This is a genomic window from Ruegeria sp. YTSA108 (assembly GCF_059610185.1).
The window spans coordinates 68,745-81,215 of sequence record NZ_JBXWND010000002.1; the positions used below are offsets into that span (position 1 = coordinate 68,745).

A 12,471-nucleotide genomic window follows, 5' to 3' on the forward strand; every position below is an offset into this window, starting at 1 on the left:
TTACTCGGCGGCCTCGGTTACACCCACGAGGATTTCGCGGATTTCAGCCTCTTTGATGTCGTCATGCTCGGCGATGACCACCAGACGCGAGCGACGCTCTTCACCTGGCTCCCACGGGCGGTCGTACTGATGACGCACACGGGCCCCGACTGCCTGCACCAAAAGGCGCATGGGTTTGCCGGTAACAGCGGCATAGCCTTTGACCCGCAGGATGTTCAGTTCATTCGCCAGACGTTCGATATTGGCGACCAGCTGGGCCGGATCGGTCTGTTCCGGCAGCTCGACAATGATGCTTTCGAAATCATCATGCTCGTGATCGTGGTGGCCATCGTGATGGCTGGGACGTGCCTCCATGTCATCTTCAGCAGCGGCCTCAAGCCCCAGCACAACACGTACATCCACAGCGCCTTCGGCCACTTCGACCACGGGCAGCGGGCGCGGAGCCTCTGCCGCGATGATTTCCTTGGCCTTGGCGACCCCCTCGGGGCCAGCAAGATCAGGCTTGGTCAGCAGAATGATGTCGGCGCAGGAGATCTGGTCCTCGAACACCTCGGATAGCGGCGTTTCGTGATCAATCGAGTCATCGGCCAGGCGCTGGGCATCCACCGCAGCGACATTCGGGGCAAAGCGACCGGCGGCCACAGCTTCGGCATCGGCCAGAGCAATTACGCCATCCACGGTGATTTTCGAGCGGATATCCGGCCAGTCGAACGCTTTCAGCAGCGGCTTGGGCAGGGCCAAGCCAGAGGTTTCGATCAGAATGTGATCGGGGCGCGGCTCTAGCGCCATCAGCGCCTCGATGGTCGGGATGAAATCATCTGCCACGGTGCAGCAGATGCATCCATTGGCCAATTCCATAATGTTTTCCGCCGGGCAATCGGGGATCGCGCAGGATTTGAGGATATCGCCATCGACGCCAACATCTCCAAACTCGTTGACCACAACGGCCAGGCGCTTGCCCTGCGGGTTCTGCATCAGATGACGCACCAGCGTGGTCTTTCCCGAGCCCAGAAAGCCGGTGATCACAGTGACGGGCAGTTTTTCGAGATTGCTCATATCTAAGCTCCAATCGGGGGAATGCGGGCCGCACAGTTTTTGCGGAAATGTTCAGGACGTTCGCGCCATTTAACGAGGCCATCTTGGGTCTCGAGATATTTGGTCGCACCTTCAACAATGGTCTCGACATGATCGGTTTCATCGAGATGCTCATAGACAAAGGTCCAACGTTCGGGTCCGCCACGCAGCACAATCGAGCAGCCCTGATCGCAATTTGAAAGGCATTCTACTGCCTTCAAAGTGACGCCATCAGGAAGTTCTGCCTGCTCCAACGCCTTGTGCAGCAACGCCCCAGGACGATCTGCATCATTCTCGACGGGCAGGCCGCGGCGGCAGGTCGTGCACACCAGCAGTTCAACAGGTGTGGTCTCGGTCATGTCTCTCATCCCCCCAAATCCTCTTCGCGGGGGACGGGGTTTCATGCGGGCCACGTATTGCGACATGGGCCCGACACCGGATCACCCCGTCCGGTTTCAACTTCGGATGTTGGCAGGTCTCCCGGCTTGCGGATGTCAGAGGCTGGCCTCTGGCAGATGTCCCGCCTTCCCGGCCTGTCTGGCCAGTGGCTTTGGGCACCCTCTCCGGTCACGGTCGCGGGGGCGGCTGCGTTTGACGGATGACCGCTGACGCATTCCCTTTTCATCTGCATGTGCAGACACCAACGGATGGGACATGCGGCACGGGCAGGGGGCTTGTCAAGCGCGGCAGACGCACGGAAATCATCGAGAATGGAAAAGCGACCTGCCAATGCCTGTCAGCGGCATGTTTGGTCAGCCACATGCAAAATGACGGCAGGCGAGTTTGGGCTTTGCGCCTCGAAGATATCCAGACGAAAGGATTCGCGGGCCAGTTACTTCAAAGGGCATATCGCGTGGATTCGATAGAGCGGTCAAATTTACCGGCCGAGCCAGTGAGTCCACCGCCTTCTGATCAATCCGGTGTCAAGCTTCACTCAGCAGAGCACTGCCGTAGCGAGACGGCATGTCGCAGGCTCGAAAAGCCGAATGCGAAGCAACTGTTTGAAAGTATTGGAGGCGAGTACCGGAATCGAACCGGTGTACACGGATTTGCAAGAGATCGACATCAAGAATATTAATTGAAAATCAAACATTTATTTGTAATATTTTTCGTTGTATACCTTTTTGTGTACAATCTAATTTCGCCAGTGCTCCCAAAAAGCCCTTCCATCATCCAATAAGTTGTTGCTGGGCTTAATCTGCATTTTCAGCAAGTCTTCGACTAGGCGATAGATGTACCTTCCTAGCCCCTTCAAGCGATACTCTTCTGCGACCTCAACTAAGTCGCAAACTACAGACGTTGAACTGACGCCAAAGGTCGCCTGAGCTACAAATTTGCTTGGGTTAGAGCGTAAAGTTACGCGTAGCCACACTGACCCGTAACTGCAATCAACGTCAATTGAACGGTCATCAAAAATTGTATGACGAATGATGTCATTCTCATCAAGATTTGGTGGTACTAACGTCAGTTCAAATTGATAGTTTGGGTACTCTTGGTTAGTGAGCATTTTCTGTTCGAAGTTGGTGATCTTTGTTGGCATTTTGTTCACCAAATTTGTCATTTTTTCATAATTTAAAGGTTGGTGGGCTGAAGGTTCTTTGGGGTGGTCACCATAGGTTGATAATAGCGGTTTGTAAGCGGATGAAATTGTATATTTCCTTATGGTATCCAGTGGTCTAGGTAAAGTGTGGCGCAATTTTTAGTTGTGTCTCGCGACAGTGAAGGCCATCAAGATGCAAGATAAAATTAAAACTCAAGACGTTATTCAGACAGCAACCGCCCATCTGCATGAACTAAGTGGTCACGTTTTTGACTTGCTCACTGTATCTAAGCCAATCACACCTGATGCCGCTGTGAACTTGTCCAAAGTGATCTCTAAACTTTCTCCCTTGTTAGGAAATATGATCGAATTCAACACAGTTGAATTTTTGAATGATCAAGAAGAATACAGAGGAAAAGGAGAGTGGAAGAGGCAAGATCCAGGATTTCCAGACACGATCTTTGAGGGTGTGACGCCTACGCCTGGTTTTGAGATTAAAGCGTGGTTTCCTCTGGCAACAGAAATAACGGCTCGCTTCAAGGATTCACAAAACCATTTCAAGGATGACAACACATATGTATGCATGTTGGCGTGGCTGCCTGAATACATCTTGTTTGGAAAGCCATATATTTTGGATGTCGTAGTGGTATCTGGGGCATCAGTAGCGAAAGCACGTGACACTCACTACCATAATCCTCCTGATTATCTTGTTTTGGAACCAGAGGACACTAGCGACAGAACTCGCAACTTGCAGCAAACAAATACCAACGGTTACAAGCTGCAGAACAAAGACCCAGCTGATATCGCTAAGGCGAAAGCAATGGTGAATTCGTGGGGAACGAATGGGCACAAGTACGAACCCACACCTGAATATCAAGCGAAACTCAGAGAGCTTCTTGGCGGGTTTACTTACCGTCTAGATACGAACTATGCGAAAATGGATCGTATTGTTCACGATGAGCTAGAAGCCTTCAAGGCACGTGTGTTGGCAAAAACCGTTCAAGGTTTAACGGTCAAGCAGTGGGAGAAACTTTTCCGAAATCCTGACAGGGGTCTCGTGAAAAGTGTTCTCGCCAAACAGCTTGGAATTACGGAAGGGGACACTGACGAGCTTCTTCGATAAGGCGTTGCAATCCGTAATGAAAGTACGTCGTGTCTATTTCACTAGCATAGGAATTGAAGCCAGCTCGTCTTGCGGCGACGGACGCTGAGAAAAGGCCTCCAAAAGGTTCCCAAACTGTGCCATTTTGCGGCGTGGAGGCCTCCACAATTCTTGTCATTAGGTCCAACGGTTTTTGATTTAAGTGTACCGCGCGACCTCTAGTGCCATCAGCTTTTATGCGTTCTGCACCTCTGAGTGCTGGGCGATGCCAGACGTTTGTGACTCCATGCGGGCAATCAAAATTTGACCGCGTTTCAGCCCAGTCATCTGCGGTCATTGGAGATACGCCATCGCGCGAAAAATATGGGCGGCCACTGGGGTCGCCTCTTTCGTTGGCCCAGCTTGCAAGCTTTTGGAACATTTCAGGAGGCATCCAATACCAAAGATGCCCTTGATCCAGATACTTCCTTACAGCGGCATCAGCGACACCGCAGGCCGTGTTGGCCTGCCGCATAGGTAAGCCTGTGCGCTTCCACTCGTTATACAGCCAGTGCTTAAGAATTTGCCCGTCAATTCGCGCCTCAAAGACATACTGTACGCAGACCTCAGTCACGACTGGAAAGCGGCGGATTTTCTTTGTGTTTACGTTGCCCGCGATGTGGCCAACACCCTTATCCCAGATATTTGCGTTCACATAGCGCCAGCCGTGCTTTTCCAAGATGGGGTGAACTGATGCCCATCCAATTTCTGAGTTCCAGAACCAGAGAACAGTTTTTGCCGAAGCTTTTCTGGACCAAGCTTCAATATGAGGCTCATACCACTCAGGCATTCCTGTGTGATCTGAAGTGTCCCCCTCAAATCCCAAAACACCATAGGCCCCATCAGAAACGATGCAATCAGGAGCCTGCCAGTCGTCATAAAAATTGAGGCTATCACCAAAGAAAAGCTTGGTTGGGCCATTTGCCCATTCAGTGGTTTCTAGAGCTTCAGTCCTTACAACTGCCTTGCCTCGCCCAACTGTGGATGTGCGCTCGCTCTTTTTCTTCGCAATTGCATTGCCATTCTTTGTGGCAACCTGCTCTTTAGTCAAAGTCGTGCTCCGTTTGCCTTTTGCGCCATGTCACTTGTTCGAGTGTACACAGTTATTTTCGAATTGGTCCTGTGGGACTTGTAGTAGTTGCGATATTCAGACCCGTCAAACAAGGTTCAGTGCGTTGCGTAACTTGCTTTCATTGTAGTCAATGTAGCGTTGGGTCGTGCTGATGTCTTTGTGCCTTGCCAACGCTTGTATTACCCGCACATTCACGCCTTTGTCAGCTAGTTCAGTCAAAAATTGCCTGCGTCCGCTGTGAGAGCTGGCCCCCTTGATACCTGCCGCTGCATAGAACTTAGCAAACAGGTTTACAATCGTCTGAGGGCTGAACCCGCCACGCTTAGCGCTGAAAAACAACGGTGCGTCAGGTTTGCTTGTATGGCGTGGGTAGGCAGTCGAATACTCAACAAGCGCTTTGTTCAGCCGTTTGCTGACAAGAACCGTGCCTCCTTCATGGCCCTTGGTTTGTGTCGCTGCCAGATAAACAGTATCGCGCGGTTGCCCCTTGGCGTCAAAAACATCACGAACATTCAACGCAGCAATTTCACATGCGCGCAACCCTGCAAAAAAGCTGAATGCGAAAATGGCGCGGTTGCGGATGCTGTAGCGATGGGCGTCTATGACTGCATACACGCGTTTCTGTTCCTCTTGCGTCAGTAGCTTTGCTTGTTTCATGTCTCAGCCTAAATGTGTGGTTTCCCTGTAATTCATTGTAAAGCCACACATTTTGCTAAACGATCGAAAAAGGCGCTGATGCTAAACCACTGAGATCAATAGCTGTTCAGTGAAAAAGTTAGATATTATTGGAAACCTAACATTTTGCTGGGAATGCTTCGTTGCCCGCGATTGCCGCGATCTTGTGACGTTCAAGCAGATAGGCTTCTAGTTCGTCCTTTACACCGTTGAGCACACGAAGGTCGCTGTCAGCTATGCTTCCAAGTTTCTTACGGCTCATGTGGGCAAAGGCGATTTTGACCTTTGTTTTATTCAGGCAGTTGATTGCCGTAGGGATTGAGAAGTCGCTTTGCTTTGTCTTCTGTACAGCAAACCAGCTTTTGCTGCGCCAACACCAATCTGTGCTGAACTGCTCCGCAGATTGCACAAACGAGTGCTCATGTAGTTCCGCAAATATTTTTTCCATCAATGACATTTGAAATCTCCTTAAGTCTAATACGATGACCTCTTTGCCACCGTACTTTGCTGCTGCTTCGCATCAGCAGCCGCTACAGCAAATCGTTTCGCTGCCGCTTCACATTTGCCGCATCAGCATTTTTTGAGCAGAGCGGTGCTTACAAGGTCGTGCTTGGAAAATGGTTTCTTTGATGAGGCTTTTCCTAGAGCCAATGGATCAAGCCTGTCATTGGCGTGATCCATTGACGCAACTTTTCCTGTCGCGTTTTTGGCTACACTCACCAAACCACATGGGAAGAGCAGGTTTTGCGATCATCTCTTTACTGGGCTTCAACGCACGCGCTGGGGCTGGTGTAGCGAAGCTGGTCCAGCGCGATGACGGGTACTGCAATGCAGCTTGTCTTTCCGTCTCACTAAAATTCACGCTTCAATTGCGCTACCACCATTACGACGACAAAAATTTTGTCAGGTTCATTCCTGCATCTTTAAGGCACCCCTGTGGGGCGTCTGTCGAAGCGCATAACTGACAATGCGATTGCTTACCGTCACACAGCAGAACGGATTCACAGCACGATTACGACTGGCGTGCTAACCTTGAGGTCAGTTTGTAGGACAGGCGGCATGTGCCTTAGCCTGTTAAAGGTATTTATCATCTGCGCGCAGATGGCGCGTGATTTCCAGAGTATTTTGGCTTTTTAGGTTTTGACGGCTCTGCAACACGCACGGGTTTAACAGGTGGCTTGGGGTCTGTTGCTGTTTCTCGCTCTTTTGCTTTACGCCGTTGGGTCGTCGTGCCGCTTTCGTTCAATTCTGTGCTCAGTTGCTGGATGTATTGACTCGTTAGGTCCAAGAGCGCGCCTGCAATCGCCAGCCGTTCTGCGGTGCTGTTGGCGCGATGTAATTTTTGTAAGCGTCGAAGCGAACATTTTAGGTCATCAAATTTCATCTCGTTCTCCTGCTCGTATTTAGCTTTAGCGAGCTAAGGAGTACTGAGAGAGCAAGCGGTGTTTGAGCGGGGAAGCGTGTTAACACGCTTGATGCGAGGCGGTGAAATAGAAAAAAGCCTCAGCATTGCTGAGGCTTTTTAGTTATTTGACGATGTGTAGGGTTGAACTTGGCGGGTGCGTTGTAGGTTCAGCGTGCATCAATGCCATGGGCACAATTTCACGCCAACTGCCGTCGCTGGTCCTGATGATCTCGTCAATCTCGTCTGTGCTCAGTTGCCGCCCTTCGTTGCGTAAGATGCGCTGAACGCGGGTGCGGATGGCTTTAGGGTCAGCCGCATTGAAATTGACTTTTACGCAGCGGCTGAGCATTCCTTTGTCCAGCTTGTCCAAGTAGTTTGTAGTCAAAACACAAACGATGTTGGGCGTGTTTAAAAACGCTTTCAGTGCGCGCTGTGCATCATCAGTTAAGTTGTCCACTTCGTCAAAAATGAAGTAGTGAAACGAGCTGGCGTTAAACGAAACTGTCCTTACTTTTGCTTCGCATGACTTCAAGATCGTGCTGATATTCTCAGTTTTTTGGCAAGAAACAAAACGTGGCTGTTCAGCGAGTTCCTCGCCGCCTCGCGCTTGTTCGAATTCGCGGCAAAAGATGTGTGCGTATGTTGTCTTGCCTGTGCCGTAAGTGCCGTAAAAGCACAAAGCAGTTTTGCCAGTCTCTGGGAACGGGTACCTGCCACTGAGAAGCGCATCTATTTGGTTTTCTGCGGTTTTGTTTGTGAAGACCATTTCAGCAGTAGATTGAGGTGCGGTGTTTGTCATTGTTAAAGCCCCTTACGCCGCTTGCTTTTCAACATCGTGCTTTTCATCACGGACGCGCTTGTTAAAACCGCTGCCTTGCTTGTCAGCAGTCGCTTCCTCAGCCTCGCGCTTAGCGGTTTTCTTCGCTGCCTTTGCTTGGGTGCTGTAGAGATTTGAAAGCGCGCCAGAGACAACTGTTTTGCCTGCAATGCGTTCTTTACTCACTTCGTCCTCGAAAACGACGTGCTTTACTTCAACATTGCCGCGTGCATTCAGCTTGCCAACAAGCACGACATATTGCCCTGTTGCGTCAGTCGCGTATTGCGCAATTTCATCGCATGCAATCTCTACGATGTTGTTGGCGGCATCAGCAATGCGGCGACCTTCAACGGCGCGCTGTTTTGGCGTCTTGGTATTCTTAGCAAGTGCAGCACGAATTTCTTCGATGCCGCCACGATCAGAAATGTAGCTTGCAATTGCGTTGCCTGTGCCAACTCCTTCTTGTGCTGCGCAGCTCAATACACGCGCATAGGTGTTAACGCGGCGGCTGTCAGCGTTGCCGTCGAAGAAGACAAGCTTAGTTGCGAGTTGAATGAAGGTGGGTGTTTTGGCAGTTGGAATTTTGCGGTTTTGTACTTCGCTCAGCAGCCAATCGTATTTGTCTGCGTTAACGTCATTTCCGTCTTTAGCTTCCAAGTAAAGCGTGTAAATGGCTCCAAGCAGTTCATAAAGGCGCTCATTGGCGGTCGCAAATACAGTTGTCTGCCATTCTTCGCGATCAGCTGTAAGAGTGTTAACACGATTCTGGAATGCAGTAAGCACGGTTTCATTGATATCAGTTGTCTTAGTCATTGCTATTCCTTTCTGTTTTAGCAAATTCGCTTCCTCACAAGCGATGACTAAGTTATAGCCTAGATAGCTGTTGTTAACTTCAGGCATGGATTGGTGACTTCAATGGTTGTTAACGAATGAGAAGATATTTTATCTCGCCGCACCCAACTTTTGGCAGGACAGAGACACCCCCTGCGTTCAAGGTCGAATCATCGCCGTATTATTGGTGGTGGCACGCGTTGACGCTAAATGAAGGGTACACTGCGGCTTGCGAGAAAAGTGGCGTAGGCTTTGACCTAGTTTACAAGGATTTTGGCGACGTTCGCTACCAAGGTAATCGCCACGCAGCATTTAAAGTTTGGTGGAACGAGCGTGTTAACACGCTTGAGGACCGTGGTGCGTATTTGTTTGCAGAGCCAGTATTGCCAGGCAAATCCGTTTCGATCGTTACGGACGTTGATGTAGCGGAAGGAGCAATAGCTGACCCTCAGCGTCTACTTGTGAACATCCCGCTTGATGCGCAGCGGAAGCACATTGAATGGCGCCTCAACAATATACTGAAGAAACACCTAAAGCCTGAATCTGGACGTGTTGTGAAGTCTGTGCGTAAGAGCAAGGCTCGCTACAGTTTGGAAAAGCCAGTAGTGCCAGACGCACTCAAAAAGACCTTTGACCTTTATGATGCAAAGCGAGCTGCGATAGCGCAGGGAGAAAAGATCAGCAATTTTGAATTGGCGAAGCGTGCTAGGATCAAGGTGCAAGAGCGCGAAAAGGAAGGCGAGATCAACACTGTTGAAAACTACCGCCGCACAGTGTCCGCCACTGTTTCACGCTATATCAAGCAGGCTGAACGAATGATTGAAAATGCTGGGCAAGGTGTTTTTCCCTAGCCTTGCAGTTTCTGATTTAGATCGCTTTCTTCTCAGAAGGCAGCAGACATATGAGGCAACTATAGGAGCCATGATATGTCTGTACTATCCAAACTCACTGTCAAATCCGTCACTCGTGCCAGCAAGCAAGATCCTGTTCAACTGCGCCGCCGCAAACTTGTCGCTGCAATCGAAGAGCAGGTGAACGTGGCTGCTGCTGTGGTAAACGGCGAAACCTATGAGGTGACGCGCAAGACATGGATCAAGAACGAGCAGGGTGAAAAAGTGCTGGTGGACAAACTACGCAAAGTGCGTCCGTGGTTTTTTGAACAAGACGGCGGTTGGTACGTGCAGTGCAAATACGGGAACAAGGCGCTGACGATTGGCAATGGAAACGCGGTCTTTGTGAAAGCGTTGAAAGATGTCGCTGGCGCATTGAGCACGTTGAAGGCGGCAACTGAAGCGGGCGAGCTTGACGATGCAATTGTAGGCGCGGTGACACGAAAGGCTAGCAAAATCCGTTAACGCAATTAGAGTATCGCTAAACCTAGGAGCCGCAGTTTGCGGCTTTCTTTTTCGCTTATGTATTAAGGTTTGTACTGCAATGGCAATCGTTTACGTTCTTACTAATCCAGCTTTTGATGCCTACGTCAAAATAGGTAAAACAATAAACCTTGAGCAGCGTTTGAAGCAGCTAGACAATACAAGCGTGCCGTTGCCGTTTCGTTGCGTTTACGCTGTTGAGGTGGACGACGAAAGCGAAGTTGAACGCTTAGTTCACCAAGCATTTGCTGACCATCGCACTCGTTCATCACGAGAGTTTTTCGAGATTGATCCTCAGCGTGTCATTGCCGCTCTCAAGCTGACGCGCGGCAAAGATGTAACGCCAAGAGGCGATATTGCTGAGGACGAAGAAGGTGTAAAGGCACTTGAAAAGGCAACGAGGCGACCACGTAAAACGTACAAGTTTACTGATGCAGATGTCCAAGTTGGCGACATGCTGCACTATGCCAATGACGATGCGGTGACTGCGGAAGTCATAAGCGACAAAAAAATACTCTTTGAGGGTGAAGAGACGAGTTTGAGCAGGTCAGCTTTGACGCTACTGCAACGCGATGGATACACTTGGCGTACGGTGAATGGGTGGCAGTATTGGATGATTGGTAACGAGACTATGGCGGAACGGTTAGAGCGGTTGCTTGGAGAGGCAGAAGAAGACACTGAAGATGAAAGCTAGCCGTTCAAAATTCGCAGCAATGTTTCGCCCTCTATCAAGTCATCGTTTTTTGCCGCCAGCGCCTTCATCGCGATTTCTTCTGTCACCACGTAGTTCTGTCGTTCAACGCCCAAAGCAGCCAACAGCCCTGCTTCATCAAGTTTGCCCGCTACGAGCATATTGAAGGCCGTTTCCACCACACCGCCGCTGTTTGAAGTTGCCTCTTTCTTTGGGCTTTTTCGCATGTCGCGCCCGCTGTGCATTTCAGCATTCAAAATAGGGCTAAGCTTACTGTAGTGCTTATCAATCATTGTGGTGCCAGTGCCCATTTGCTTGCTCAGGGCATGTGTGCTGATGCCGCGCTTCAAATCCCGCGTCGCATAGTAGTGCCGCAAACTGTACAGAGTGCGGGATTTGCCATCCGCACCAAATTTCAATCCCAAGTCGTCCAGCAGTGCATTAAATGCGCGGTTTAAGCTCGCGATGTTTGCAACAGCGCCCAAGCGCGTCGTGAAAACAAGTTCGTTGTTTTTAGCTGAGATGAGCTGAGCGAAGCTGTCGTAGCTGAGAGCAGGGTTCAGCGTACTTTGTCTGTCCAAGTAGCCTTCCACAGTGTCTCGCGCCACTGCGCTTCTCTTTCGCGTTTTCCCATCTACGTTCACCACCAAATAGCGCTCGCCGTCATTCTCCTGCCATTCAATGTTGCGCCACCGTAGCCGCAACGCCTCTGTGCCATGCCGCACGCCAGTGTTGGCGAGAAACAGCACGTAGTTTCGTAGCACTTCGCGCGTCGCTGTCGCCTTCTTGTCTTTTGTCTTTTTGTGCCAACTGCGCAGCGCCGAATAAATCTTCTTGTACTCTGCGTCCGTGAAGCTGCCTCTGCTTTCGCTCTTGACCCCTTTGTTGAGCAGGGTGGGGCGCATGGATTTTACGATCCAGCCGTGCAGTTCTGCTTCGTCCAATACTCTGTTCAATGCTGCATTGTGATTGTTGATGCCGCTTTGGGAGAATGGCTTTTTGTTCGTCTCAGTGCGCCAAGTGTCAAATGCCGTCAGCGCAGCCAAATCTATCTTCGCTACATCCGTGTTGCCAAAGTACGGGATGAGCCAGATGCGCAGTGCTGAAAAGTAATCTTTGTAAGCTTGCTTACCGCCGCCCTCATCAAGTTCGCGCTGCATTCGCGCCATCGCGTATTCAGCCACATGCTTGAATTTGCGGGTTTGGGCAGGCAGGTGATTTTTGATGCGCGCTTTGGTCTCGTGGTACAATTCTATTGCGCGCTCTTTTGCTTCCTCTAAGTCGTCTGTCTTTGTGCTTTTCACAACACGTTTGCCGTTGTCCAACGTCAACCGCACGTACCAATTTTCGCTGCCCTGGCGCTTATCCAGCTTTAGTTTTTTGTGCACATTTACAGTGGTAACGCCGTAGCTCATCGCGTGCTGCTTCGCCTAGTTGCCTGTTTTTTCTCAGTATACGGCAAAAGGTCTCAAAATGCAGTCGAATCTGCACGCGGACTGTGTACGAATTGTGTACAGGGCGCAAAAACTAAATGAAAACTATATCTTGTAGGTTTTTGCGATTTTTTCTGAAAAAACTACAATATATGGAGGCGAGTACCGGAATCGAACCGGTGTACACGGATTTGCAATCCGCTGCGTCACCACTCCGCCAACTCGCCTTTTCAAGTAATATCAAATACTTGCCGTGGTGTGACAGGCGTTTTAGCAGCTTTAATCCGGGGCGTCCAGTGGGTTCGGTCTAAATTTGAGGAACTGAAAATTGGTTCACCCAATCGGATCACTCTAAAATCTTCACGACAGACGAAAGTTTCCACTTGCGGGCCGTTGCTGGTTTGCCCGGGATGTGGCAC

14 protein-coding genes, 2 tRNA genes and 1 riboswitch are annotated in these 12,471 nt (G+C 50.2%); of the genes, 4 read left to right on the forward strand and 12 right to left on the reverse strand.

What is annotated here, in order from left to right; genetic code table 11:
- From cobW to AC2FHW_RS03370, 4 genes are all read right to left on the reverse strand, one after another.
- Positions 1 to 1,056, reverse strand: coding sequence for a cobalamin biosynthesis protein CobW (gene cobW / locus AC2FHW_RS03355; protein ID WP_271947949.1), 1,056 nt, complete (start codon positions 1,054 to 1,056; stop codon positions 1 to 3).
- Between the two features lie 2 nt (positions 1,057 to 1,058).
- On the reverse strand, positions 1,059 to 1,433 hold the full coding sequence (locus tag AC2FHW_RS03360) for a DUF1636 family protein (RefSeq protein WP_271947948.1): 375 nt from the start codon (positions 1,431 to 1,433) through the stop codon (positions 1,059 to 1,061).
- Positions 1,434 to 1,527: 94 nt separating this feature from the next.
- Positions 1,528 to 1,734, reverse strand: a riboswitch (cobalamin riboswitch).
- A 351-nt stretch (positions 1,735 to 2,085) separates the two neighbouring features.
- Positions 2,086 to 2,220: transfer RNA gene (locus AC2FHW_RS03365), tRNA-Glu, on the reverse strand.
- On the reverse strand, positions 2,210 to 2,770 hold the full coding sequence (locus tag AC2FHW_RS03370) for a hypothetical protein (protein ID WP_496754668.1): 561 nt from the start codon (positions 2,768 to 2,770) through the stop codon (positions 2,210 to 2,212). Before AC2FHW_RS03370 ends, AC2FHW_RS03365 begins: the two co-directional genes overlap by 11 nt.
- Positions 2,771 to 2,807: 37 nt before the next feature.
- Between AC2FHW_RS03370 and AC2FHW_RS03375 the strand changes: the two genes are divergently transcribed.
- A complete protein-coding gene (locus AC2FHW_RS03375) occupies positions 2,808 to 3,737 on the forward strand; it encodes a hypothetical protein (protein WP_496754665.1) in 930 nt (309 codons plus the stop codon).
- On the opposite strand, the gene AC2FHW_RS03380 is transcribed toward AC2FHW_RS03375, so the two are convergent.
- The 6 genes from AC2FHW_RS03380 to AC2FHW_RS03405 all read right to left on the reverse strand — a co-directional run bounded on the left by AC2FHW_RS03380 (position 3,703) and on the right by AC2FHW_RS03405 (position 8,624).
- Positions 3,703 to 4,806, reverse strand: a complete 1,104-nt coding sequence (locus AC2FHW_RS03380; protein WP_496754663.1) for a DNA methyltransferase — start codon at positions 4,804 to 4,806, stop codon at positions 3,703 to 3,705. The genes AC2FHW_RS03375 and AC2FHW_RS03380 overlap by 35 nt on opposite strands.
- A 105-nt stretch (positions 4,807 to 4,911) precedes the next feature.
- Positions 4,912 to 5,484: a tyrosine-type recombinase/integrase gene (locus AC2FHW_RS03385; RefSeq protein WP_496754660.1), complete on the reverse strand. Its 573-nt coding sequence runs from the start codon at positions 5,482 to 5,484 to the stop codon at positions 4,912 to 4,914.
- Positions 5,485 to 5,620: 136 nt separating this feature from the next.
- Positions 5,621 to 5,959: a DUF6626 family protein gene (locus AC2FHW_RS03390; protein WP_496754658.1), complete on the reverse strand. Its 339-nt coding sequence runs from the start codon at positions 5,957 to 5,959 to the stop codon at positions 5,621 to 5,623.
- Positions 5,960 to 6,589: 630 nt separating this feature from the next.
- On the reverse strand, positions 6,590 to 6,886 hold the full coding sequence (locus tag AC2FHW_RS03395) for a hypothetical protein (RefSeq protein ID WP_496754656.1): 297 nt from the start codon (positions 6,884 to 6,886) through the stop codon (positions 6,590 to 6,592).
- 142 nt (positions 6,887 to 7,028) lie between these two features.
- Positions 7,029 to 7,706 carry an AAA family ATPase gene (locus AC2FHW_RS03400; protein WP_496821419.1) on the reverse strand — a complete coding sequence of 226 codons (678 nt, stop codon included), beginning with the start codon at positions 7,704 to 7,706 and terminating at the stop codon, positions 7,029 to 7,031.
- Positions 7,707 to 7,718: 12 nt separating this feature from the next.
- Positions 7,719 to 8,624 carry a hypothetical protein gene (locus AC2FHW_RS03405; protein WP_496754653.1) on the reverse strand — a complete coding sequence of 302 codons (906 nt, stop codon included), beginning with the start codon at positions 8,622 to 8,624 and terminating at the stop codon, positions 7,719 to 7,721.
- Between the two features lie 131 nt (positions 8,625 to 8,755).
- Here AC2FHW_RS03405 and AC2FHW_RS03410 point away from each other — a divergent pair, with 131 nt between their 5' ends.
- From AC2FHW_RS03410 to AC2FHW_RS03420, 3 genes are all read left to right on the forward strand, one after another.
- On the forward strand, positions 8,756 to 9,406 hold the full coding sequence (locus AC2FHW_RS03410) for a hypothetical protein (protein WP_496754651.1): 651 nt from the start codon (positions 8,756 to 8,758) through the stop codon (positions 9,404 to 9,406).
- Positions 9,407 to 9,481: 75 nt separating this feature from the next.
- Complete coding sequence (locus AC2FHW_RS03415) at positions 9,482 to 9,910, forward strand: hypothetical protein (RefSeq protein ID WP_496754648.1); 429 nt, start codon at positions 9,482 to 9,484, stop codon at positions 9,908 to 9,910.
- 79 nt (positions 9,911 to 9,989) lie between these two features.
- Positions 9,990 to 10,622, forward strand: coding sequence for a GIY-YIG nuclease family protein (locus AC2FHW_RS03420; RefSeq protein WP_496754646.1), 633 nt, complete (start codon positions 9,990 to 9,992; stop codon positions 10,620 to 10,622).
- On the opposite strand, the gene AC2FHW_RS03425 is transcribed toward AC2FHW_RS03420, so the two are convergent.
- Both AC2FHW_RS03425 and AC2FHW_RS03430 read right to left on the reverse strand, forming a co-directional pair.
- On the reverse strand, positions 10,619 to 12,034 hold the full coding sequence (locus AC2FHW_RS03425; protein ID WP_496754645.1) for a tyrosine-type recombinase/integrase: 1,416 nt from the start codon (positions 12,032 to 12,034) through the stop codon (positions 10,619 to 10,621). The two genes, AC2FHW_RS03420 and AC2FHW_RS03425, sit on opposite strands and share 4 nt — an antisense overlap.
- A gap of 171 nt (positions 12,035 to 12,205) precedes the next feature.
- Positions 12,206 to 12,279 (reverse strand) — tRNA-Cys (locus AC2FHW_RS03430).
- Between the last annotated feature and the right edge of the window lie 192 nt (positions 12,280 to 12,471).

Coding starts and splice junctions, on each gene's coding strand:
- AC2FHW_RS03395 (WP_496754656.1), bottom strand. CDS start 6,886: ATGAAATTTGATGACCTAAAATGTTCGCTTCGACGCTTACAAAAATTA.
- AC2FHW_RS03390 (WP_496754658.1), bottom strand. CDS start 5,959: ATGTCATTGATGGAAAAAATATTTGCGGAACTACATGAGCACTCGTTT.
- AC2FHW_RS03405 (WP_496754653.1), bottom strand. CDS start 8,624: ATGCCTGAAGTTAACAACAGCTATCTAGGCTATAACTTAGTCATCGCT.
- AC2FHW_RS03420 (WP_496754646.1), top strand. CDS start 9,990: ATGGCAATCGTTTACGTTCTTACTAATCCAGCTTTTGATGCCTACGTC.
- AC2FHW_RS03375 (WP_496754665.1), top strand. CDS start 2,808: ATGCAAGATAAAATTAAAACTCAAGACGTTATTCAGACAGCAACCGCC.
- AC2FHW_RS03385 (WP_496754660.1), bottom strand. CDS start 5,484: ATGAAACAAGCAAAGCTACTGACGCAAGAGGAACAGAAACGCGTGTAT.
- AC2FHW_RS03415 (WP_496754648.1), top strand. CDS start 9,482: ATGTCTGTACTATCCAAACTCACTGTCAAATCCGTCACTCGTGCCAGC.
- cobW (WP_271947949.1), bottom strand. CDS start 1,056: ATGAGCAATCTCGAAAAACTGCCCGTCACTGTGATCACCGGCTTTCTG.
- AC2FHW_RS03360 (WP_271947948.1), bottom strand. CDS start 1,433: ATGACCGAGACCACACCTGTTGAACTGCTGGTGTGCACGACCTGCCGC.
- AC2FHW_RS03400 (WP_496821419.1), bottom strand. CDS start 7,706: ATGACAAACACCGCACCTCAATCTACTGCTGAAATGGTCTTCACAAAC.
- AC2FHW_RS03425 (WP_496754645.1), bottom strand. CDS start 12,034: ATGAGCTACGGCGTTACCACTGTAAATGTGCACAAAAAACTAAAGCTG.